This window comes from Leifsonia sp. 10N434 (assembly GCF_056394405.1).
Genome location: NZ_JBFTHV010000002.1, coordinates 304,545 through 325,550, shown reverse-complemented (window position 1 = coordinate 325,550; position 21,006 = coordinate 304,545). Strand labels below are relative to the sequence as shown.

The window sequence follows — 21,006 nt, the reverse complement described above, 5'->3', positions numbered from 1 at the left end:
CGTAAAGCGCCCAGCGGCGGATGGAGCATCCAGCGCCGCTGGTTAGCATGGGCAGATGCCCCTGAATGCGAACGATGAGACGTGGTTCGCGCGCGCGGGCACCGGCTGGGAGGGGCGTCGCCGCCCGCCGGGTGCCCGGTGGTTCCCGGTCGTCGTGGCCGCGCTGTTCCAGCTCCCCGGCGTGGTCATCGCCGTGCACGATGCCCGGGCCGATCCACTGACGCTCGCGTTCGTCCTGCTCGCGTTCGCCTCGTCGTTCGTGCTGCTCGCGGCACGTCAGCATCCGGGTCCCGTCGTCGCCGCCGTCGCCGTGCTCTGCGCTCCGGCGATCGCGATCACCACGGGGCCGCCGTTCACCGCGGTTCCGCTCGCCCTCGCCGTTGTGAGCGCCGTGGTGCGTGGGGCGCGGGTCTGGGCCTGGTGGACCCTCGCCGGGCTCGCGGTGCTCGGCCCGCTCGGCGCGTACCTGCTGGTCGGGCATCCGACCGCTATCATCCGGCCCCTGATCATCGCGCTCATCCTGTGCCTGCTGGTGGGAGCGGGTGAGGCCATCCGCGGCCGCAGGGAGCGGTACCGCGAGGTCTCCCGAACGCTCGCCGCGCGCCGCGAGGCCGCCGCCGAGGCGGAGCGCCTGCGCATCGCGCGCGAGCTGCACGACGTGCTCGCGCACTCGCTCTCCCAGATCAGCGTGCAGGCGGGAGTCGGCCTCCACCTCTTCGACACCCGGCCGGACAAGGCGAAGGAGAGTCTGGCCGCCATCAAGACCACGAGCAGCCAGGCGCTCGAGGAGGTGCGTGGCGTCCTCGGCTTTCTCCGCTCCGAGGGCGGACCGGCCGCCCGCACGCCCGAACCGGACCTGCAGCGCATCCCGGTGCTCGTCGAGACGTACACGCGCGCCGGACTCCAGGTGCGGTACGACGAACGACTCTCCAGCGTTCCGAGCCCGGCCATCCAGCTCGCGATCTACCGGATCGTGCAGGAGTCACTGACGAACATCGGCCGCCACGCACAGGCCACCACGGTGCGCATCGACCTCACCGAGACCGCCGGCGAGTACGTCGTGACCGTCACCGACGACGGTCGCGGGCTCCCCGAGACCACCCTGCAGGGCGGCAAGGGCATGCTCGGAATGCGCGAGCGTGCCGAGCTGCTCGGAGGCCGCTTCAAGGCGGTCACCGTGCGCGACGACGACGGACAGCCGCACGGCGTCACGGTCACCGCGCACTTCCCGCACCGCACGGCCGCCGCCACCGGACCGATCAGCACCTGGGGTGTGTCGTGATCCGGGTGCTCCTCGCCGACGACCAGCATCTGGTGCGTGCAGGGTTCCGCGCGCTGCTCGAAGCCGAGCCCGACATCGACATCGTGGGGGAGGCCTCGACCGGCACCGAGACGGTCGCCCTCGCGACCGCGACGAAACCGGATGTCGTGCTGATGGACATCCGGATGCCCGACGGAGACGGACTCTGGGCCACGGAGCAGATCGTGCGCGATCCCGCGCTGTCGGGGACGCACATCGTCATCGTGACCACCTTCGAGCTCGACGAGTACGTCGCACAGGCCATCTCGGCCGGCGCGAGCGGGTTCCTCGTGAAGGACACCGAGCCCGTCGACCTGATCCGAGCCGTGCGGGTGGCCAGCGCGGGAGACGCGCTGCTCTCGCCGGGCGTCACGCGCCGACTGCTCGAGCGCGTCGCCGGTGGTCTGAAGCCGGCGCCGGCATCCGACGCCCTCGCCGGGCTGACCGAACGCGAGCGCGAGGTGCTCACGCTGGTCGGCCAGGGACTGACGAACGGGGAGATCGGCGAACGGCTGTTCCTGAGCCCCCTCACCGCGAAGACCCACGTCTCGCGCATCATGACGAAGCTCGACGCCCGCGATCGCGTGCACCTCGTCGTGGTCGCCTACGAGACCGGCCTCGTGCAGGCGGGCTGGCAGTAGCCGCACTGCTCCCTGCGGAGTACGGCCATTCACTCCACGGGGCGGATTCGCCGAACAGCCGATCCGGCGACGCTTGAGTGGATGGTCCGCGAATCGTGCGGACCGCGTTCACCGATTGGATGACCACCATGCTCAGCACACTCGCCGCTGCGAACGTCGCAGCCCACTGGGGCGGACCCTGGGTGGGACCGTGGGGCGCCGGCTTCGGCTGGCTGTTCCTGCTGATCCCGCTGTTCTGGATCGCCGTCTTCGTGCTCATCTTCACCTTCGCCGGGCGTCGCTGGCGCCGTGCGGCTGCAGCCCGCGGCGGTTACGGCCCCTACGGCGGCGGCTACGGTCCGGGAGCCGCCTCGCGCTCGGCCGAGAGCACGCTCGCGGAGCGCTTCGCGCAGGGTGACATCGACGAGGTCGAGTACCGCGCCCGGCTCGAGGTCCTTCGCGCCAACCGCGGCGACAGCGCCTGAGTCGCAGCCCCGAACGGCGGTCGCGTCATCCGGCGCGGCCGCCGTTCGCCGTGCGCCCGCACGTCTGCCGGGTAAGCTCGTTCGGGCCGTTCCCCCGTAGCGGCCCGAAGGGACTGTCATGGACGCTCTGTCGTCACCCGACGCACGAGGCCTCGTGATCGCCGCCGGCATCGTCGGCGGCGTGCTCCTCCTGGCCGTCATCGTGTTGCTGATCCTCTGGCTGCGCGCCGCACGCTTGCTCCGCCGGCAGCGCGACGACCGCAGCGAGTCCGAGTGGGACCGCATCGACCGCGAACTCGAGCTCGCGGAGCACGCCGGACGCTTCCGCATCATCCGCGAGCTGCAGGACGTCGCCGTGCAGGCGGTCTCCCGGCTGGTCGCACAGGCCGAAGGCATCCGGTACGCCGCGGCGAGCGACCCGGAGGCGGCCACACGGTCGGCGGGCACGCTCGAGACGCTCGCCCGGGATGCCCTGGCCGATCTGCGCCGCGCGCAGTCGGTCGTGCGCGAGGGCGAGTCGGCGGCGATGCCGCAGCCCAGCCTGCACTCCGCCCGCGACCTGTTCCGTGTGATGCGAGACGCCGGACTCGATGTGACCTTCACCGAGACCGGCGAGCGATTCGACCTGCGGCCCGGCGCCGAGCTCGCCGTGTTCCGCATCCTGCAGGGCAGCCTCGAGAACGCGCTCCGGCACGGCGGGACCGGCACGGCGGTCGCCGTCGGCTTCGCCTGGACGGACGAGGGCCTGCAGGTGAGCGTCGACGACGACGGCATCCGGTCGGCCGCCCGCCGCGCCGGCCTCAGCCCCGACGAGGTCGATCAGGCGACGCAGTACACGATCGACGACGACCTGCGGGCGCTCACCGAGCGCTTCGAGGGCGCCGGCCTCACCGAGATGCGGGAGCGTTCCGCACTGTTCGGCGGCATCCTGAACGCGCACACCGTGCCCGGAGTGGGGTTCTCGGTGTCGGCGGTCTTCCCGTCGCTGCGCTTCCACAATGGCGTGCACGGGGTCGACCTGGGCCGCTGAGGCCCGTCGGCCCTCGGCGTCGCCTGGCAGCGCACAGTGCTCGGCGCCGCCGGGCAGTTCACACTGCGATGCGGTCGGCGAGGATGACCACGGTGGCGTAGTTCATGGTGAAGCTTCCGCCGTGGTCGTCGACCACCCGTGCGAGCCCGTCGAGGAGTTCGGTGAGGCTCTCGCGGGGGATGCGGTTGTGGCCGCCCATGGTGGGAACCTGATCGAGCCACGCCTCCCCGGTGATCGCGGTCTGCCGATCGAAGCGCAGCCGGCGCGGCTCCGCGAAGGCAGCGGTGGCCCGGATGCCCGCGATCGCTGCTCCGGTGATGGCGTCGTAACCGTCGAGAGCCGGTGCGGCCCACGGCGTGAACGGCAGTCCTGTCTCCACGGACCGGTAGACGGCAGCGAACTCCGCGGCGATCTCCGGTTCGGGGTCTGCGACGTTCCAGAACAGGGCGAGCCGGCCACCAGTCGCGAGCACGCTCGCCGCTTTGGCTGCACCGGCCGACGGGTCGATCCAGTGCCAAGTCTGTCCAGCGATCACGGCATCGAAGACGCGTCCGGCAGCATTCCAGTCCTCGAAACGAGCGACCTCGACCTGGAAGCCGCGCGAGCGTGCGAGCTCAGCCATGCGCGGATCGACCTCGACCCCGACGATGTGCGCCCCCGCCTCGTCGAATGGCAGCGCAGAGATGCCGGTGCCCATTCCGACATCGAGCACGCGGCGGCCCGGCAGGCCGTCCAGCACAGCGTCGGCGACCGCCTGCGGGTAATGCGGGCGGGCGCGGTCGTAGCGTGCCGCCTCGGCACCGAAGGATTCGGCGATCTCGCGGTGGCGGTGCGGTGCGGGATCCGGCGTTAGAGTGGCCATGCGCCCACTCTAAGTGGGCGGTCGCCCATTAATCCAGTAGCCGAGGAGACGTGCATGCCGACCGGAGTCGCTCTGCGGGACGCGCGGGCACAACTGTTCGCCGCGGCCGAGCGCGTCGTCGCGAGGGACGGCGTGAGCGGACTCACCAGTCGCGCGGTGACGGATGAGGCGGGGGTCGCCAAAGGCGTGCTGCATCGCCATTTCGCCGACTTCGACGATTTCCTCGCCGAGCTGATCCGCGACCGCATCGCGCTGCTCGATCAGGAGGCCACTCGGCTCGACGCATCCGTCGGGCGGGAACGCGTCGTCTCCACCATCGCCGATGCGCTCACCCGGATCTTCACCCCGATCGATCTGGGGTTGATCGCCGTCATCGGCTTCCGGGAGGAGTTGCGCGGCCGGCTGCGCCAGACGACCCCGCGTGGCGTCCCCATCGTCACCGAGGCATCCGCAGTGCTCTCGCGCTACCTGACGGCGGAGCGCCGCCTCGGACGGCTGACCCCGCAGGCGGACCCCGACGCACTGGCATTCACCCTGATCGGCACAGGGCACCTGCTCTTCGCCGGGGAACTCGGCGGTCTGCCCGATGCCGACGCCGTCGAAGAAGTGGTCGAGTCGATCATCGTCGGCGCCGAACCCGGCGCGCGCCCCTGACCGACTACAGCACCTCGGCGGACGCAGCCGTCAGTCCTCGAGGTGGTCGCGTCCAGGAAGCCAGCTCAGCCCGGGTACGCCCCAGCTGCTCTTGCGCGACGCCTTCGCGGCCGCTTTGCCGTACGGCTGCGTGAGACGGTCGACGTAGAGGGTTCCGTCGAGGTGGTCGTACTCGTGCTGGAAGATGCGGGCGAGCCAACCGTCGGCGTGCACCTCGAACGGCTCGCCGTCGAGATCCACCGCCCGCAGGATGGCGTTGGCTGAGCGCCGCAGCGGGAACCGCTCACCCGGGAATGACAGGCAGCCCTCCGACTCCTCGTCTTCGTCGAGCTCGTCCGTCGAGGTCGGGGTGATCCACAGCACCGGATTGATCGCCACGCCGCGATGCGACACGTCGTCATCGTCGGTCCAGCCGTAGACGAAGAGACGAAGCGGCACGCCCACCTGCGGCCCGGCGAGGCCGACCCCGGGAGCGGCATCCATCGTCTCGAACATGTCGGCGACGAGCGTGCGCAGGCCGTCGTCGAAATCGGTGACGGGGGCTGCGGGGGAGTGGAGCACGGGATCTCCGGAGATCCGGATGGGGAGGACGGCCATTCAGCAAGAATATCGGCATGAAACTGGGTAGGGTCGTGGGGTGGATACGGTGTTGACGGCGGTGACGGGCGAGGTCGCGCTTCAACCGAGCGCATTCCTCGGAATCCCGATCGCTCTCATCGGCGCCTGCTTCCTGTCGGTCGGCGCCCAACTGCAGCATCACGGTGTCGCCAAGGTCGAAGCGATGACCCATGAGGCGTCCTCCGGCCTCGACGTGGCTCAGCTCGGCAGACTGCTCGCGCGGCCGTCGTGGGTCGTCGGCACGCTGATGCTCGGCCTGGCGATCGTGTTCCAGCTCGTCAGCCTGACCCTCGCGCCCATCATCGTGGTGCAGCCGCTGGGGGCGATCGCTCTCGTCGTCACGGCCATCCTGAACGCGCGCGTCACGCACGTGAAACTCAACCGGCAGTCGATCATCGCCATCTCGCTCTGCGTCGGCGGCGTCGGTGCGTTCGCCATCCTGGCCGCCTTCACCGCGAGAGACCTGCCCGTGACGAATCGGGCGCTGATCGAGATCCTGGTGATCCTCGCCATCGTGCTCGTGGCGTTCGGGGTGTGCTTCTTCTTCCTGCGCTCCCGGTTCAAGGCGCTGATCTACATCGTCGGTGCTGGGGTGCTCTATGGTTTCGTGGCCACCCTCGCCAAGGTCGTCATCGCACGCATCAGCGACGGCGAGTGGGATGGTCTTCTCGTACTCTGCATCGTCGGACTGCTGATCGCCGCGGCACTCGGCGCGTACTTCGTGCAGAACGCGTACTCGTCGGGGCCACCCGATCTCGTCATCGCCGGTCTTACCGTGATCGACCCGCTGGTCGCGGTGACCATCGGCATCCTGATCCTCGACGAGGCCGCCCAGGCGCCCTGGTGGGCGATGATCGGCTTCGTCCTCACGGGCGCGGTCGCCATCTACGGGGTCTTCATGCTCGCCAGGCACCACCCGCAATCGCTCGAGCCGGGCCTGGAAGGCGCGCCGGTCGCGGCCACGCTTTCGGACAGAACGCCGGATTCCGGCTTAGACTAAGCGACTGAATCAGCCGGTCGACCCCGATCGGCGTTAGCGACGACCTTCGCCGGATTCCTGTCCCGGCCCACAAACGTAGGGAACCAACTTCGTGCCCGATTCGAGCGGACCGCATAGCTCCACGCCCGCCCAGCCGGCCGGCGCGGCCAAGAAACCCCTGACGGTGCTGATCGGCGCCGACACCTTCGCGCCCGACGTCAACGGCGCCGCACGCTTCGCCGAGCGCCTCGCCGCCGGCCTCGTCTCCCGCGGCCACGACGTGCACATCGTCGCCCCCGCCGCCTCTCGCAAGCACGGCACCTGGCAGGAGGAGCACGAGGGCCAGACGATGACGGCCCACCGCCTGTACAGCTGGCGCTGGTACCCGCACGACTGGCTGCGATTCGCCATCCCGTGGCGCATCAAGCAGAACAGCGCCAGGATCATCGACGAGGTCAAGCCGGACGTCGTCCACTTCCAGTCGCACATCGTCGTCGGTCGCGGACTCTCCGTCGAGGCGAAGAAGCGCGGCATCCGGATCATCGGCACGAACCACTTCATGCCGGAGAACATGCTGGAGTTCACGCTCCTGCCGCGCTGGATCCAGGAGTGGGCGATCGGGCTCGCCTGGAAGGCGGCACGACGCACCTTCGGGCGCGCCGAGGCCGTGACCACGCCGACGCGCAAGGCCGCGGACTTCCTCGAGAAGTTCACCGGTCTGCGCGGCGTGCACGCGATCTCCTGCGGCATCGACGCCCACAACTACACGCCCGACTTCGGTGAGCGCACCGAGAACCGCATCCTGTTCGTCGGCCGGGTCACGGGCGAGAAGCAGATCGACGTTCTGCTCAAGGCCGTCGCCGCGCTGCCCGCCTCGCTCGACACGAAGCTGGAGATCGTCGGCGGCGGCGATCAGCTGAAGAACCTGCAGAACCTCGCCGAGACGCTGAACATCGCCGACCGCGTGACCTTCACCGGCTACGTGACCGACGAGCAGCTCCGCCAGGCGTACACGCGGGCATCCGTGTTCGCGATGCCGTCCATCGCCGAGCTGCAGTCGATCGCGACCATGGAGGCGATGGCCTCCGCCCTCCCGGTCGTCGCGGCGAACGCGATGGCGCTGCCGCACCTGGTGCGCGACGGCGAGAACGGCTACCTCTTCGATCCGGGCAATGTCGACGACCTGGCGACGAAGCTCGAGCACGTGCTCACCCTCCCCAAGGAGGAGCTGGATGTGCTCAAGCGCGGGTCGCTGCGCATCGTCGCGGCACACGACATCCAGACCACGATCTCGACATTCGAAAGCCTGTATCGTGGTGAGCCGGTGGCCGACCCGGTGACGGAAGCGGCCCCATCGGTGCCGACGTCCGAGTAGACGCCGGCACACGGGGCGGTAGCTCAGCTGGTTAGAGCATCGGACTCATAATCCGCCGGTCACGGGTTCAAGTCCCGTCCGCCCTACTGATGAGCCGCCGGACTCGATGCCACGGCCACGGCAACGCCGCGAGCGCTCTCAGGCGCGCTCGACGGGAACCTGCAGCTCGGTGACCCAGTCGGGCTGCGGGATGTGGCCGTTCGCCTTGAGGTAGACCTCGCGGCTGGGGCCGGTCATCCGGTAGCCGTCACCAGTCAACTGATCGACGAGTGCCGACCAGGTGTCGCCGATGCCGGACATGTCGCCGCGGTGGACGATCGTGGCGGCCGTCTCGATCCCGGGGAGTTCGACGACCTGGTAGCCGTCGCCCGGCAGAGGCGTCGGCTCGGCGTGGTACGAGACGTTCACGGCGAGATCGTCGCCGCCCTCGCCCGGCTCGTACCAGAAGATCGCCGGCTCGACGATCGCGCGCCCGGCGTCGACCAGCACGCGGTCGAGCCGCTCGATCAGCGGACCGACGACGGGGCCGACGTTCTCCGGACCCATCCCCGGAGACACACCTGTGACGGCGTAGACGGTGACGGGCTCGACGGTGCGATAAGTGACTGCTTCTGACATGGTTTCCGTTCCTTCCAGTAGTCGGAGACGTCGCCGGATCCGGGCGAGACGCGCGGTGTCGTCGGCCACGGAGTCCTCGAGTTCGGCGAGCCGCGCCTCGAGGGCGTCCCGGAGCGCAGCGTCGTCGTCCTCGTCGCTTGCGAAGACGGTGGCGATGCGGTCCAGGCCGACACCCAGCTGGCGGAGCTCGACGATTCTCAGCAGACGACGCAGCTGGGCGTTCGAGTACTGGCGGTACCCGGTGCGCTCGTCGACTCGAGCGGGCGGCAACAGCCCGATCGCGTCGTAGTGCCGCAGCATCCGCACGCTGACCCGCCCGAAGGCGGCGAACTCTCCGATGGTGTACATAGTGGAAGCCACGTTCGACCATGACACAGTGTGAGAGTCAAACGAAAGCCGCCGCGATTCGTTGAAGGGTGGCGAATACGCCATTGGCCGGCGTGTTTAGACGCATTCGGCACCCCTCAACGAATGGCGCCAGGGAGGCGCGCGGCGGGCGGTGATAGGCTCGCCGGGTGTTCATCCAGCTCTCGCTCTCGCTGCCCTCGGGGCGTCAGGAGGTCGTCGGCGTGTTCTTCGCCGACGCGAGATAGCGACACCGCGTTCGTCCTCCACCTCGCCGGCTCTCGGCGGGGAGCGGCATCTGCCGCTGCTTCGAACCCTGCGTCCCGGGCTGCGCCCCGCCGACGCCTGCACGGCCGACCGGGCACGCCCATCCGGCCGACGATCCCAAGGTGCACACTCATGATTCCCCTGACCGAACAGTCCATCCGCTCGTCCTTCGTCAACGCCTCCCGCAAGGAGGTCTCCGACCTGACCCTCCCCGCCGATTTCGCGACCATCGACTGGGACGCCCATGACTACCTGGGCTGGCGCGACCGCAAGGTTCCGAGCCGAAGCTATGCCATCGTCGAACTCGACGGCTCGCCCGTCGGCCTCCTGCTGCGTCCCACGGAGGCTCGCGCCCTCGCGCGCCCGCAGTGCTCGTGGTGCCAAGACGTGAACCTGTCGAACGACGTCGTCTTCTACAGCGCCAAGCGCGCCGGTCAGGCCGGCCGCAACGGCGACACGGTCGGCACGCTCGTCTGCGCCGACTTCGGATGCTCGGTAAACGTCCGCAAGCGGCCGCCGATGGCGTACATCGGCTTCGATGTCGAGGCGGCGCGGGAGGAGCGCATGGCGGTGCTCCGGGAGCGCGCACGCAGCTTCGCGCTGTCGGTGCTGCACGGTGTCGGCGCCTAGCGAGTAATCTGGCGCTCGATCGCACTTTTCGTCTCGAAACCTGTCGGTTCAGGAGGCACGGATGCGCACGCGATGGAGTCTGCTCGGTGCTGCGGCGATCTCGGTCGCCCTCGTCGTCTCCGGGTGCTCGGCGCGCGGCGGCGTCGCGGAGAGTCCACGGTCGCTCACGATGGGCTTCACCGAGCAGGACACCACAGGCGATCCCTTGGCGGACTGATTCGCGCGCAGTGTGTTCGCGCTGTCGCACGGGCAGCTCGCCATCCGGATCGTCCGCGACTGCTGCGGCGACGGACAGGATGCCGAGACGCGCCTGATCCGGGGCGTTGCTCGCCACGCGTACGACCTCGGCTGGGTGCCAACGCGAGCGTTCGAACGTCTCGGCGTTCCGACGGCGCGTGCGCTGACCGCACCGATGCTCGTCGACAGCTACCGACTCCAGCAGGCGGTGGTGGACAGCGCCCTGTCCACCACCGTCTTGACAGACGTGCGGCGCCTCGGGGTCGTCGGGCTGGCGCTCGAGCCCGGCTTTCTGCGCCGGCCGGTCGCGACGGAGACATCGGGGCCGCTCCGCGCACTGAGCGATTGGCAGAGGTCCACGTTCTCGTCGTACGGGTCCTCCGTCGAGGCGGCGGCGGTCACCGCGTTCGGTGCACGGTCGGTGCAGCTGAGCCCTCCCGAACGCGACACCGCGTTCGCGAATCGCACCCTGCTGGGCTACGCGAGCTCGATCGTCGACCAGAACCACGATCATGTGCTCGCCCGCCCGTACATCACGCAGAACATGGCGCTGTGGCCGCGGATGACGGCGCTGATCGCTCATCCAGGCGTTCTCTCGCTCCTGTCGATGCAGCAACGGGCGTGGCTCGACGACGCCGCCGCGGACGCTCGCGGGCGCACGGGCGCTCTGCGGACCCTCGAGCAACGGGCGATCCGGGCCGGATGCTCGGCCGGGACCCACTTCGTCACTGCGGACCTGCGTGACCTCGCCGGGCTCTGGCACGCGCTCGGTCCGGTCTACGCCGTGCTCGGGCGCGACGAGCCGACCCGCCGCGTGATCCTCGCCATCCTCGCCCTCGATTCGGCCACGCCTGGCGACGGCTCAGCCCCACCTGCCTGCGATTGACCGAGGAGCACCATGTCCGCTGACCACCTCCCCGACAACTGGGAGCAGGGAGACGCGTACGAACGGTACGTGGGGCGCTGGAGCAGAGCGGTCGCTCCGGCGTTCCTGCGCTGGCTCGACGCTCCCCCCGGGGAACGCTGGCTCGACATCGGATGCGGCACGGGCGCGCTGACCGAGGCGATCGTTGCCGGATGCGAGCCGTCGTGGGTCGGCGGGGTGGAGCCGTCCGCAGGCTTCCTCGATACGGCCAGAGCCCGGCTGGGGACACGCGCCCAACTGCGGCAGGGGAGCGCGGAGGCGATCCCGTTCGACGACGACACTGCGGACGTCGTCGTCTCCGGGCTGGTGCTGAACTTCGTCCCGGACCCCGCGCGAGCCGTGACGGAGATGGCGCGGGTGACACGCCCCGGCGGAACGGTCGCCGCATACGTCTGGGACTACGCGGGAGGCATGGAGCTGATGCGCGCGTTCTGGGACGCCGCGGTGGGGCTCGACCCGACGGCGCCGGATGAGGGAGCACGCTTCCCGCTGTGCGAGCCGCACGCTCTCGCGCGTGTCTTCACTGAGGCGGGCCTGGTCGCGGCGGAGACGAACGGGGTCGAGATCCCGACGACGTTCTCGAGCTTCGACGACTATTGGACGCCGTTCCTCGGCGGACAGGGCTCCGCTCCGACGTATGCGATGTCGCTGAGTGACCGCGATCGCGAGCGGCTCCGCGACGCGCTGCGCGAGCGGGTGTCCACCGAGCCGGACGGCTCCATCCGGATGCATGCGCGCGCCTGGGCGGTGCGCGCCTCCGTGCCCGGCTGAGTAATGCGGTGGACGCCGCCCGCGTCGTGGCTCAGCGCCCGATGCGAGCAGCCAGCTGCGCGTCCACGTCCTGGAGCGTCTGCGCGGTGGTGCGGAGAAACTGCGAGAGGTCGTTCAGACCGCCGATGGTGTTCTGCGCACCCGAGGTGAACCGGGTGTAGGCGTCGGCGAAGGCCCCCGACGACTTGTCAGTTGTGAACCCGGCCGCCGTGAGCGCGGAGATCTGCGACTGCAGCTTCGCGAGCGTCGAATTGATCTCGTCCCGGCCGGCGACGAGCCGATCAGCGTTGCCGTTCAGCTCCTGATACGAGACGTTGATGTTTGCCATCGTGGTTCCCCCCACATGAATCGTCGAGGGCGGCCCCCGCCCCCGGATCGGTTGTTACCTGACGAAGCCTATTGACGACACGCTCGGGGCGTCGAGGCATATCTCCGTGTATCACTTCGACGCGGTCCGACGCGAGCCCTGACCCGCGCGGACACGCGGAGTCGCCCACACGGCGCACCAGCACCCGCACCGGTGGCGGCACCGGCGCTAGGCTCGCTCCGACGAGAGGATCCCATGACCGCAGCGAACGGCCGACCAGGCCGCGTGACCTTCATCGCCGTGCTCGTCTGGCTTCAGGCGTTCTTCGACCTGCTCGGCGGGATCGCCCTGCTGGTGCTGCAGAACGACGCGGAGCTGCGCGCTCAGCTGGGCGGCTCGACGGGGGTGATCGTCACCGGTATCGTGCTGATCGCGCTGGCCCTCATCATCTTCGCCATCGCACGAGGGCTGCTCCGAGGCAGCCGCACCGCCCGGGCGATCGTCACCGTCGTGCAGCTGCTGAGCATCGCGTCCGTCATCTACGCGGCCGCCGTGTTCCCCGCGCAGTTGCCGAGCGCCGCCATCAGCGCGGCAATCTCCCTGATCGTGATCATCATGCTGTGGAGCGGCCGCGCGGGAGACTTCTTCCGCAGCTGACGCAGGCGCTCACGGTCTGGCGCTCATCCGCCGACCCGCGCCTCCAGGGCATCGAGGATCGCGCGCTGGCCCTTCACGAGCTTCACCCGCGCCTCGTCGATGTCGACCCAGCGCGCGTCGTCGATCTCCGGGAACTCCTGCATCGTGCCCGACCTCGGGGGCCACTCGAGCGGAAAGGTGTTGCTCACGATCGTCCCGGGAGCGAAGTCGGTCTCGGCCGCGAACACGACGACCACCTTGCCCGACGATTGCCGGAACTCGCCGAACGGCTCGTACGCAACGTCCGGCGGCGCCGTGCCCACCTCCTCCGTGAACTCCCGGATGGCCGCAGCCAGCTCGCCGTCGACGTCCGCCGTCTCGACGATTCCCTTCGGGATCGACCAGGCGGCCTCATCCTTGCCGGACCAGAACGGCCCGCCCATGTGCGCGATCCACACCTCCAGCGCGGGGGAGCGCCGATACAGCAGGATGCCCGCGCTGCGCACGGCCGCCGTCACGATACCGGCCTGGTTGTCCGAGCGATCATGACCTCACCTTACGACCGCACCGCAGAGCGGGACGGACTCGTTCTTCGCGGATGGGAGCTCGCGTGTCGCACGACGTCACGAGCGCTGCCCGGCAGCGTCCCGTGAGACGCGGACGACTAACGTGGAACCGTGAACTCCGGCGATGCGTGGGTCGAGGGCCCGAACGGCGAACGATTCTGGGGACGGTTCGGCGCGGCCGGGCTCCTCGTGCATGATCGCCTGCGCGGCATCCTGTTGCAGCACCGCGCGGACTGGAGCCATTTCGGCGGCACCTGGGGGCTGCCCGGCGGCGCACGCCACGCGGACGAGTCGGCGGTCGACGGAGCGCTGCGCGAAGCGCACGAGGAGGCGGACGTTCCCGCCGACGCTGTGAACGTGCTCTTCACGAGCGTGCTCGACCTCGGGTACTGGTCGTACACCACGGTCGTCGCTGAGGCCGTGCGGCCGTTCGAGCCGCGCATGGCGGACGTCGAGAGCATCGAACTTCGCTGGGTGCCGGTGGGGTCGGTGACCGAGCTGCCCCTGCATCCGGGATTCGCGCAATCGTGGCCCGAGCTCCGCGCGCGACTCGTGGGCCTCGACGACTGACGGAGCACGGCAGAGCCGGCACGACAGAGCCCGTACGGCTCAGGAGGCGATGCTGCTTCCCCAGCGCTGGGCGGGCCAGAGGGCGGATCCGGGGACATCCGTGTAGCCGACCGGCAGGCTCAGGAACGGCGCGGCTCCCGGATAGCTGGCGTGCCCGGGGTAGTCGGGCGCGCCGGGATAGCTCGGAGTGCCGCGGTACGGCGGCGCGTCGCGAACGAGGAGGCGATCGCCGACGACCGTGCCCAGGTACACGCCGTCCTGTGAGACGACCTCGTCGTCGCCCCAGGGGAACCAGCCGATCCACGTACCATCCGGGTTGAACAGGAAACGCCCGTTCGGCTCGGTGCGGAACGCGATCCAGGTGCCCTGGCTGTCGTGCAGATAAACGGTCATCGTCGATCGCCTCTCGGGTTGGGCTTCGTCGTTGACTGAATTATCCTCATGTTTGCGGTCGCGTGCAACGGGGACGCACCCATGAATGTCGCCGGCAGCACCGAGAATGGAAGGGTGCACATCGTTCTCGACCGGTCGCGTTCCGGCGCCGTCCTGGCCGTGCGCATCGATGACGACGGAGCGATGCGGGGGGAGCGGACCGTCGACCTCGCCGAGCTGCCCGCGTACGTGCGCGACGCGGAGCGCGAGACGCCGCGCTGGGTCTGGAGCGACACGCGCGCCTGGTATCCGTCGCTGCTCGCGGCGGGCATCCGGATCGAGCGCTGCGTCGACCTGCAGCTCAGCCATACCATCCTGCGGTATTCGACCCTCAGCGCCTCGTCCGCCCTCGCGCGCCGTCCGGCCGACGCCTGGGATGTGCGGCCGGACGTCGCCGATGAGGCGGTCGAGCATGCCACCCTCTTCGACCTCGACCAACCGGATGACCGTCCGGAGCCGCGCTCACCGCTGCAGGAGTTCGCCGCCCAGAAGGAGGCGATCGACGGCAGTCTGAGCCCGGGTCGTCTGCGTCTGCTGCTCGCCGCGGAATCGGCGGGAGCGCTCATCGCCGCGGAGATGCGTCACGCGGGCCTCCCATACAGCACCGAGCGTCACGATCTGCTGCTCACCGGGCTCCTGGGCGCGCGCCCGCTGGCCGGAGGCCGTCCCGCCGTGCTCGAACAACTGACCGCCGAGATCCGAGCGACCCTCGACGCACCTGCGCTGAACCCCGACAGTCCGCCCGAGCTACTGCGCGCTCTTCAGCGCACCGGTCTCATCGTCACGTCGACGCGCTCGTGGGAACTGCGCAAGCTGGAGCATCCGGTGATCGAGCCGCTGCTGCGGTACAAGAAGCTCTCCCGGCTGCTGACGGCGAACGGCTGGACCTGGCTCGACGCCTGGATCCGCGACGGCCGCTTCCGGCCGGACTACCTGCCGGGTGGCGTCGTGACGGGGCGGTGGGCGACCAAAGGGGGCGGAGCGCTGCAGCTCCCGCGCCAGGTGCGAGGGGCGGTGGTCGCGGATCCCGGATGGAAGCTCGTGGTGGCCGATGCGGCGCAGCTGGAGCCGCGCATCCTCACCGGGCTCTCGGCCGATACGGCCATGGCGGCAGCAGGCCGCGGGAAAGACCTCTACGAGGGCATCGTCGCGTCCGGCGCGGTCGACGAGCGTGCGCACGCGAAGGTCGCGATGCTCGGCGCGATGTACGGGGCGACGACGGGGGAGAGCGGTCGGCTCATGCCCCGTCTCACGCGGGCGTTTCCACGCGCCATCCGGCTCGTCGAAGACGCCGCCCGCGCGGGGGAGCGCGGCGAGGTGGTCACATCGAGACTGGGGCGCAGCTCGCCACGACCGGGATCCGCGTGGCTGGCCGCGCAGTCGGCTGCGTCGGGCGCCGATTCGACCGATGCGGAGGAGCGACGCGCGCGCAGCCAGGCACGCGACTGGGGCCGCTTCACCAGGAACTTCGTGGTGCAGGCGAGCGCAGCGGAGTGGGCGCTGTGCTGGATGGCCGAACTGCGCAAGCAGCTGACGTCGATGGCGCCGGAACGCCGGCTCGAGGAGGGCCCGCACCTGGTCTACTTCTTGCACGACGAGGTGATCGTGCACGCCCCGGAGGGCCTCGCCGATCGCGCAGCGGACGCGGTCGCAGCAGCAGCGGCCCAGGCCGGCCGATTGCTGTTCGGCGACTTCCCGGTGGAGTTCCCCGTCACCGCGGCGATCGTCGACAACTACGCCGAAGCGAAATAGATCGATGCGCACGCACGCTTCGCGGCATAAACCTGTGTCGGAGTTGGTTGTTGCAAACGACCTGACCGAGGATGGAGACCATGACCGACACCGCCACCGCCCCCACTGATCCGCGCGACATCCTGGCCCGCTACCGCCAGCGCCGCGCGCAGGCCGTCACGGCGCCGAAGGGCAACCTCGCGCTCGTCAACACGCAGTGGATCACGGGCGACCCGGCCGCTCCCGGGCAGCCGATCTGGGGCATCCCCGGCCTCTGGTCGCCGCTGCCGGCCGGTCAGTCCGGGCTCAAGGTCACGGCGACGCCGGCCGACGACATCGTGGTCGACGGCACGCTGGTCGACGGAGACGCCATCGTGCGCGGCAAGGACGACGCGAACCCGAGCGAGGTCGTTTTCAGCGACACCGTCACCGGATTCGTGATCGCCAGCGAAGAGGGCGACTACGCATTGCGCGTCTGGGACTCGAATTCGGAGGCGATCCAGGACTTCGGCTCGATCGATGCGTTCGACTTCAACCCCGAGTGGATCGTGCAGGCAGCCTTCACGCCGATCGAGGGCGGCAAGACGGTCGGCTTCGAGCACCTGAAAGACGAGGGGAAGACCCGCGACATGGTCGTCCCGGGCGAGATCACCTTCAGCAAAGACGGCGTCGACTACAACCTCGCCGCCTTCAAGGCGGGCCGGGCGCTGCAGCTCGTCTTCTCCGACAGCACGAACGGCGACTCCACCTACTCGGTCGGCCGATTCCTGTTCGTGGCGCCCAATCCCGACGGGACGGTGACGCTCGACTTCAACCTCGCGGTTCTGCCGCCGTGCGCCTTCAGCTACAACTTCAACTGCCCGCTGCCTCCGGCGCAGAACCGGTTCTCGGTTCCGATCGAGGCGGGCGAGAAGAACGTGCTGAACAAGGCGGGCGAGCTGCTGCACTGACCCGTCGGGTCAGGACACCGTCAGGTCAGGTCGCGGCGGGTTTGCGTCCGCGTCGGGGGCGGTCGGACGACCGCTCCTGCAGAAAGATCTCCGGATGCGCGGCGAGGGTCGCGATGACCTCGTCGATCCACTCGATCGCAGCCTTTGCACCGAGCTCCGCTGCGCGGTTCGCCGCCAGCTCGGCGCTCGAGTCGGCGTCGTGGGCGAGCTCGCGGATCTTCTCCACGAACGCGGCTCGATAGTCGCGGAGCACGCCGTCGGGATCGGCATCGGCGAGCGAGACGGCCACCAGCACCTGGTCCTGCATCTCGTCCCAGTCGGGGCGGGAATCCTTCGGGCCGGTCGTGAGCCACGCGCGCGCCTGTTCCTCACCCTGCGCAGTGAGGGCATAGAGCGGCAGCCCGTCGTCGGTGGCGCCCGCCGGCTCCACGAGACCCTGATCGATCATCCGGTCGAGGGTGGAGTAGACCTGCCCGGCGTTCAGCTGACGGCGGTGCACGGCGCGGGCGAGGAACTCGCCCTGCAATTGCGACCCGTAGGCCGGCCCGAGGGTGAGGAGAGCGAGAAAACCGTTCTGAACGGACATACTCGGTATGCTATTCCTTTTGCCACACGACCCCGGCACCGAACCGCCGAATCACAATCTTGTAACTTCGCCGGGTTGTGCGGCATAATTCAAGACATCAGCCTCGTGGCTGCCAATTTCATATCGTGCCCGTGCATACGCACAGCCTGGTTCCGTCGATCGATCGTTGGGGAAGACGTATCGAACCGAACGGAGGAAAACCATGGCGGCACACGCAGCTAGAGGAGTGCTCTACGTGCACTCCTCACCTGGCGCGCTCTGCCCCCACATCGAGTGGGCGGCGGGTCGCGCGATCGGTCGCGCCGTGAATTTCACATGGGAGGCGCAACCGGTGCTCAAGGGCGCCCAGCGCACCGAGTTCTACTGGGATGGACCCCAGGGCACGGGTGCCGCGATCGCGTCCGCTCTGCGCGGCTGGGAGCACCTGCGCTTCGAGGTGACGGAGGACGCCGGGCTCGGAACCGACGGCGGCCGCTGGATGCACACGCCCGACCTCGGAATCTTCTTCGCCCAGACCGACACCGCCGGCAACATGGTCATCCCCGAGGACCGCGTGCGGTACGCGATGGAGATCGCCGGCGCCAACGCGATCGAGCTCCACCGTGAGCTGCGGCTCGCCCTCGGGCAGGCCTGGGACGACGAGCTCGAGGTGTTCCGGCACGCCAGCGACACGACCTCTGTGGTCTGGCTGCACAAGGTCGGCTGACGAACAACGACTCCCGCGGCGGGCCGGCCCAGGCATCACGCGCTGCCGCCCGCACGCGGTGAAAACGAAAAGACCCCGACCGGTGGCTTCCCGGTCGGGGTCTCTTCTCTTTTTGCGAGCGAGCGCTGATGTCGGCGCGCGCTCGGGGTCAGACGGAACGGATCGCGACGACGGCGTTGTGGCCGCCGAAGCCGAACGAGTTGCTGATCGCGAGCTGCGGGCCGCTGCCGAGCGGCTGAGCGGTGCCAGAGACGCTGAGCGGGATCGCGGGGTCGAGCTCGGTGATGTTGATCGTCGGCGGCGCGACCCGGTCGCGCAGCGCGAGGATCGTGAATACGGCCTCCAGGGCACCCGTGCCGCCGAGGAGATGGCCGGTCGACGCCTTGGTCGCAGAGACGGGGATCTCGGCGATCCGCTCGCCGAACACCTCCCGGAGAGCCGTGTACTCGGCGGGGTCTCCCACCGGGGTGCTCGTCGCGTGGGCGTTGATGTGCGTGACCTCGTCGGCCGTCGCCCCCGCCTGGGCGAGCGCCAGGTTGACCGCGCGGATGGCTCCACGGCCCTGAGGGTCGTTCGCCGTGATGTGGTACGAATCGGCGGTGACGCCGCCGCCGACGATCTCGGCGTAGATCTTCGCGCCGCGGGCGAGCGCGTGCTCTTCGGTCTCAAGCACGAGGCTGGCCGCGCCCTCGCCCATGACGAACCCGTCACGGTCGACGCTGTACGGCCGCGATGCGGAGGCAGGGTCGTCGTTCCGCTTCGACAGCGCCTGCATCGACGCGAAGGACGCCATCGTGATCGGATGGATCGCCGACTCGGTTCCGCCGGCGATGATCACGTCGGCCAGTCCGGCCTGAAGGTTGTTGTAGGCATTGACCAGCGACTCGGTGCTGGACGCGCACGCGGAGGCGACGGTGTGCGCGAAGGCGCGCGCCTCGAAGTGCATCGAGACCGCAGCAGAAGCGGCGTTCGGCATCAGCATCGGCACGGTCAGCGGCATCACGCGGCGCGGGCCGCGCTCACGCAGCGTGTCCCAGGCGTCGAGGAGTGTCCACAGTCCGCCGATGCCGGTGGCGTAGTCGACGCCGAGCCGTTCGGGAGCGACGTCGGGGGAACCCGCGTCGGCCCACGCCTCCATTGCGGAGATGAGGGCGAACTGGCTGGACGGGTCGAGGCGCTTGGCGACGGGCCGTTCCAGCACTTCCTCCGGACGCACCTTGGCCTCAGCGGCGAAGGTGACGGGCAGGGCGTACTCCGCTACCCAGTCGTGCTCGAGGGTGCGGGCACCGGACACGCCGGCGAGGAGGGCGTCCCAGGTCTCCGGGACGGTGCCACCGAGCGGCGAGGAGGCGCCGATGCCGGTGACGACGATCTTCTTGGTCATTGCAACACTCTCCGTTGGTGAGAAACTCGAGGCGCCGATGGCGCTCTCGATCACGGGCGGGCCGATCCGGCGGCGCCGGACCGGCCGCGACCGCGATGGAAGTTCTTCGTGCGGTACTAGGCCTGTGCCTTGACGATGAACTCGACGGCGTCACCGACGGTCTTGAGGTTCTTGACCTCTTCGTCAGGGATCTTCACGTCGAACTTGTCCTCGGCGTTGACCACAATGGTCATCATCGAGATGGAGTCGATGTCGAGGTCGTCGGTGAACGACTTGTCCAGCTCAACCGTGTCGGTCGCGATGCCGGTCTCGTCGTTGATGAGCTCGGCCAGGCCGGCAAGAACTTCTTCGGTGGACAATGCCATGGTGTTATCTCCTTGAGGGGGGTGTCGTTTGACCGTTGATTAGTTTAGGGCAGCACGACGACCTGCGCGCCGAACACCAGCCCGGCGCCGAAGCCGATCTGGAGGGCGAGGCCGCCGCTGAGCTCGGGATTCTCCTCGAGCAGGCGGTGCGTGGCGAGCGGGATGGACGCCGCGGACGTGTTTCCGGTGGTCTCGATGTCACGGGCGATCGCGACGGTGTCGGGAAGCTTGAGCTGCTTCGCGAACTCGTCGACGATGCGCATGTTCGCCTGGTGCGGGATGAACGCGGCGAGCTGGTCGCTCGTGACGCCCGCCGCATCCAGGGCCTGCTTCGCGACCTTGGCCATCTCCCAGACCGCCCAGCGGAAGACCGTCTGGCCCTCCTGGCGGAGCGTCGGCCATTCGGCCGCACCGTCGCGGAAGTCGACGAGCGTTCCGTTCATGCCGACCGCGTCGGCCTTGGAGCCGTCGGACCCCCAGATGGTCTTGGAGATGCCGGGGTACTCGCTCGGCCCCACTACGACCGCGCCTGCACCGTCGCCCAGGAGGAACGAGATGCTGCGGTCGGTGGGGTCGACGACGTCGGAGAGCTTCTCGGCGCCGACGACGAGCACGTAGTGCGCGACGCCCGTGCGGATGAGCGCGTCGGCCTGGGCGATGCCGTAGGTGTAGCCGGCGCAGGCCGCGTTCATGTCGTAGGCGGCTGCCGGGTTGGCCCCGACGCGGTCCGCGAGCACGGCGGCGAGCGAGGGCGTCTGGCGGGAGTTGCTGATGGTGGCGACGATGACGGCGTCGATCAGCGCGGGGTCGACCCCGGACTTCGCGATGGCTTCACGGGATGCGTCGGTGGCCAGGTCGACCGCCAGCACGTCGTGGCTCGCACGGGTGCGGGTGATGATGCCGGTGCGCTGCCGGATCCACTCGTCGGACGAGTTGATCGGGCCGATGAGGTCGTCGTTCGGCACGACCACGTCGCCGCGGGCGGCACCGACGGACAGGATGCGCGTGTACTGGGGCCCGTGGGCCTGCTGCAGGGTGGGGTGGGTCAACGCGTCTC

At 69.4% G+C, this 21,006-nt stretch carries 26 protein-coding genes and 1 tRNA gene; 17 read left to right on the top strand and 10 right to left on the bottom strand.

The window, feature by feature from the left end:
- Positions 1-55 precede the first annotated feature (55 nt).
- From AC1DB1_RS07240 to AC1DB1_RS07225, 4 genes are all read left to right on the top strand, one after another.
- The gene (locus AC1DB1_RS07240) at positions 56-1,282 is read left to right on the top strand and encodes a sensor histidine kinase (protein WP_477200282.1); all 1,227 of its coding nucleotides are present in this window, start codon (positions 56-58) and stop codon (positions 1,280-1,282) included.
- Positions 1,279-1,941: a response regulator gene (locus tag AC1DB1_RS07235; RefSeq protein ID WP_271178600.1), complete on the top strand. Its 663-nt coding sequence runs from the start codon at positions 1,279-1,281 to the stop codon at positions 1,939-1,941. The genes AC1DB1_RS07240 and AC1DB1_RS07235 overlap by 4 nt, the downstream gene beginning before the upstream one ends.
- Positions 1,942-2,069: 128 nt before the next feature.
- Positions 2,070-2,405, top strand: coding sequence for an SHOCT domain-containing protein (locus AC1DB1_RS07230; RefSeq protein WP_271178601.1), 336 nt, complete (start codon positions 2,070-2,072; stop codon positions 2,403-2,405).
- 118 nt (positions 2,406-2,523) lie between these two features.
- Complete coding sequence (locus AC1DB1_RS07225; protein WP_477200281.1) at positions 2,524-3,435, top strand: sensor histidine kinase; 912 nt, start codon at positions 2,524-2,526, stop codon at positions 3,433-3,435.
- A gap of 58 nt (positions 3,436-3,493) precedes the next feature.
- On the opposite strand, the gene AC1DB1_RS07220 is transcribed toward AC1DB1_RS07225, so the two are convergent.
- Positions 3,494-4,297: a class I SAM-dependent methyltransferase gene (locus tag AC1DB1_RS07220; protein ID WP_477200280.1), complete on the bottom strand. Its 804-nt coding sequence runs from the start codon at positions 4,295-4,297 to the stop codon at positions 3,494-3,496.
- 54 nt (positions 4,298-4,351) lie between these two features.
- Between AC1DB1_RS07220 and AC1DB1_RS07215 the strand changes: the two genes are divergently transcribed.
- On the top strand, positions 4,352-4,951 hold the full coding sequence (locus AC1DB1_RS07215) for a TetR/AcrR family transcriptional regulator (RefSeq protein ID WP_271178604.1): 600 nt from the start codon (positions 4,352-4,354) through the stop codon (positions 4,949-4,951).
- Positions 4,952-4,981: 30 nt separating this feature from the next.
- On the opposite strand, the gene def is transcribed toward AC1DB1_RS07215, so the two are convergent.
- On the bottom strand, positions 4,982-5,548 hold the full coding sequence (def, locus tag AC1DB1_RS07210) for a peptide deformylase (protein ID WP_477200279.1): 567 nt from the start codon (positions 5,546-5,548) through the stop codon (positions 4,982-4,984).
- Between the two features lie 40 nt (positions 5,549-5,588).
- Here def and AC1DB1_RS07205 point away from each other — a divergent pair, with 40 nt between their 5' ends.
- From AC1DB1_RS07205 to AC1DB1_RS07195, 3 genes are all read left to right on the top strand, one after another.
- Positions 5,589-6,569, top strand: a complete 981-nt coding sequence (locus AC1DB1_RS07205) for a DMT family transporter (RefSeq protein ID WP_271178606.1) — start codon at positions 5,589-5,591, stop codon at positions 6,567-6,569.
- A 91-nt stretch (positions 6,570-6,660) separates the two neighbouring features.
- Entirely contained in the window at positions 6,661-7,923 is a 1,263-nt protein-coding gene (locus AC1DB1_RS07200; protein WP_271178607.1) for a glycosyltransferase, read from the top strand.
- A gap of 12 nt (positions 7,924-7,935) precedes the next feature.
- Positions 7,936-8,009, top strand: a tRNA-Ile gene (locus tag AC1DB1_RS07195).
- Between the two features lie 52 nt (positions 8,010-8,061).
- On the opposite strand, the gene AC1DB1_RS07190 is transcribed toward AC1DB1_RS07195, so the two are convergent.
- Positions 8,062-8,889, bottom strand: coding sequence for a MerR family transcriptional regulator (locus AC1DB1_RS07190; protein WP_477200278.1), 828 nt, complete (start codon positions 8,887-8,889; stop codon positions 8,062-8,064).
- Between the two features lie 396 nt (positions 8,890-9,285).
- On the opposite strand from AC1DB1_RS07190, the gene AC1DB1_RS07185 reads away from it, so the two are divergent.
- The 4 genes from AC1DB1_RS07185 (at position 9,286) to AC1DB1_RS07170 (ending at position 11,716) form a co-directional block, all read left to right on the top strand.
- Positions 9,286-9,783, top strand: a complete 498-nt coding sequence (locus tag AC1DB1_RS07185; RefSeq protein ID WP_387843501.1) for an FBP domain-containing protein — start codon at positions 9,286-9,288, stop codon at positions 9,781-9,783.
- Positions 9,784-9,844: 61 nt separating this feature from the next.
- Positions 9,845-10,000: a hypothetical protein gene (locus tag AC1DB1_RS07180; RefSeq protein WP_477200277.1), complete on the top strand. Its 156-nt coding sequence runs from the start codon at positions 9,845-9,847 to the stop codon at positions 9,998-10,000.
- A 12-nt stretch (positions 10,001-10,012) separates the two neighbouring features.
- Positions 10,013-10,906 (top strand): hypothetical protein, encoded by an 894-nt coding sequence (locus AC1DB1_RS07175; RefSeq protein ID WP_477200276.1) that lies wholly within the window; start codon positions 10,013-10,015, stop codon positions 10,904-10,906.
- Between the two features lie 12 nt (positions 10,907-10,918).
- A complete protein-coding gene (locus tag AC1DB1_RS07170; RefSeq protein ID WP_477200275.1) occupies positions 10,919-11,716 on the top strand; it encodes a class I SAM-dependent methyltransferase in 798 nt (265 codons plus the stop codon).
- Between the two features lie 31 nt (positions 11,717-11,747).
- Here AC1DB1_RS07170 and AC1DB1_RS07165 read toward each other — a convergent pair whose 3' ends face one another.
- A complete protein-coding gene (locus AC1DB1_RS07165; protein WP_477200274.1) occupies positions 11,748-12,044 on the bottom strand; it encodes a WXG100 family type VII secretion target in 297 nt (98 codons plus the stop codon).
- Between the two features lie 234 nt (positions 12,045-12,278).
- Between AC1DB1_RS07165 and AC1DB1_RS07160 the strand changes: the two genes are divergently transcribed.
- Positions 12,279-12,680, top strand: coding sequence for a hypothetical protein (locus AC1DB1_RS07160; RefSeq protein WP_271178615.1), 402 nt, complete (start codon positions 12,279-12,281; stop codon positions 12,678-12,680).
- Positions 12,681-12,703: 23 nt separating this feature from the next.
- On the opposite strand, the gene AC1DB1_RS07155 is transcribed toward AC1DB1_RS07160, so the two are convergent.
- A complete protein-coding gene (locus tag AC1DB1_RS07155) occupies positions 12,704-13,177 on the bottom strand; it encodes an NUDIX hydrolase (protein WP_477200273.1) in 474 nt (157 codons plus the stop codon).
- Positions 13,178-13,336: 159 nt separating this feature from the next.
- On the opposite strand from AC1DB1_RS07155, the gene AC1DB1_RS07150 reads away from it, so the two are divergent.
- Positions 13,337-13,795, top strand: a complete 459-nt coding sequence (locus AC1DB1_RS07150) for an NUDIX hydrolase (protein ID WP_271178617.1) — start codon at positions 13,337-13,339, stop codon at positions 13,793-13,795.
- A gap of 39 nt (positions 13,796-13,834) precedes the next feature.
- On the opposite strand, the gene AC1DB1_RS07145 is transcribed toward AC1DB1_RS07150, so the two are convergent.
- The gene (locus AC1DB1_RS07145) at positions 13,835-14,188 is read right to left on the bottom strand and encodes a hypothetical protein (protein WP_271178618.1); all 354 of its coding nucleotides are present in this window, start codon (positions 14,186-14,188) and stop codon (positions 13,835-13,837) included.
- 114 nt (positions 14,189-14,302) lie between these two features.
- Here AC1DB1_RS07145 and AC1DB1_RS07140 point away from each other — a divergent pair, with 114 nt between their 5' ends.
- Both AC1DB1_RS07140 and AC1DB1_RS07135 read left to right on the top strand, forming a co-directional pair.
- Complete coding sequence (locus AC1DB1_RS07140; RefSeq protein ID WP_477200272.1) at positions 14,303-15,979, top strand: bifunctional 3'-5' exonuclease/DNA polymerase; 1,677 nt, start codon at positions 14,303-14,305, stop codon at positions 15,977-15,979.
- A gap of 80 nt (positions 15,980-16,059) precedes the next feature.
- Entirely contained in the window at positions 16,060-16,908 is an 849-nt protein-coding gene (locus AC1DB1_RS07135; RefSeq protein WP_271178620.1) for a DUF1684 domain-containing protein, read from the top strand.
- A 25-nt stretch (positions 16,909-16,933) separates the two neighbouring features.
- On the opposite strand, the gene AC1DB1_RS07130 is transcribed toward AC1DB1_RS07135, so the two are convergent.
- Positions 16,934-17,494 carry a PadR family transcriptional regulator gene (locus AC1DB1_RS07130; RefSeq protein WP_477200271.1) on the bottom strand — a complete coding sequence of 187 codons (561 nt, stop codon included), beginning with the start codon at positions 17,492-17,494 and terminating at the stop codon, positions 16,934-16,936.
- Between the two features lie 202 nt (positions 17,495-17,696).
- Between AC1DB1_RS07130 and AC1DB1_RS07125 the strand changes: the two genes are divergently transcribed.
- Positions 17,697-18,200, top strand: coding sequence for a DUF3145 domain-containing protein (locus AC1DB1_RS07125; protein ID WP_271178622.1), 504 nt, complete (start codon positions 17,697-17,699; stop codon positions 18,198-18,200).
- 148 nt (positions 18,201-18,348) lie between these two features.
- Here the strand turns inward: AC1DB1_RS07125 and AC1DB1_RS07120 are convergent, their stop codons facing one another.
- The 3 genes from AC1DB1_RS07120 to AC1DB1_RS07110 form a co-directional block, all read right to left on the bottom strand.
- On the bottom strand, positions 18,349-19,584 hold the full coding sequence (locus AC1DB1_RS07120) for a beta-ketoacyl-[acyl-carrier-protein] synthase family protein (RefSeq protein ID WP_477200270.1): 1,236 nt from the start codon (positions 19,582-19,584) through the stop codon (positions 18,349-18,351).
- Between the two features lie 116 nt (positions 19,585-19,700).
- Positions 19,701-19,949, bottom strand: coding sequence for an acyl carrier protein (locus tag AC1DB1_RS07115; protein ID WP_271178624.1), 249 nt, complete (start codon positions 19,947-19,949; stop codon positions 19,701-19,703).
- A gap of 44 nt (positions 19,950-19,993) precedes the next feature.
- A complete protein-coding gene (locus AC1DB1_RS07110) occupies positions 19,994-20,998 on the bottom strand; it encodes a beta-ketoacyl-ACP synthase III (RefSeq protein WP_271178625.1) in 1,005 nt (334 codons plus the stop codon).
- Between the last annotated feature and the right edge of the window lie 8 nt (positions 20,999-21,006).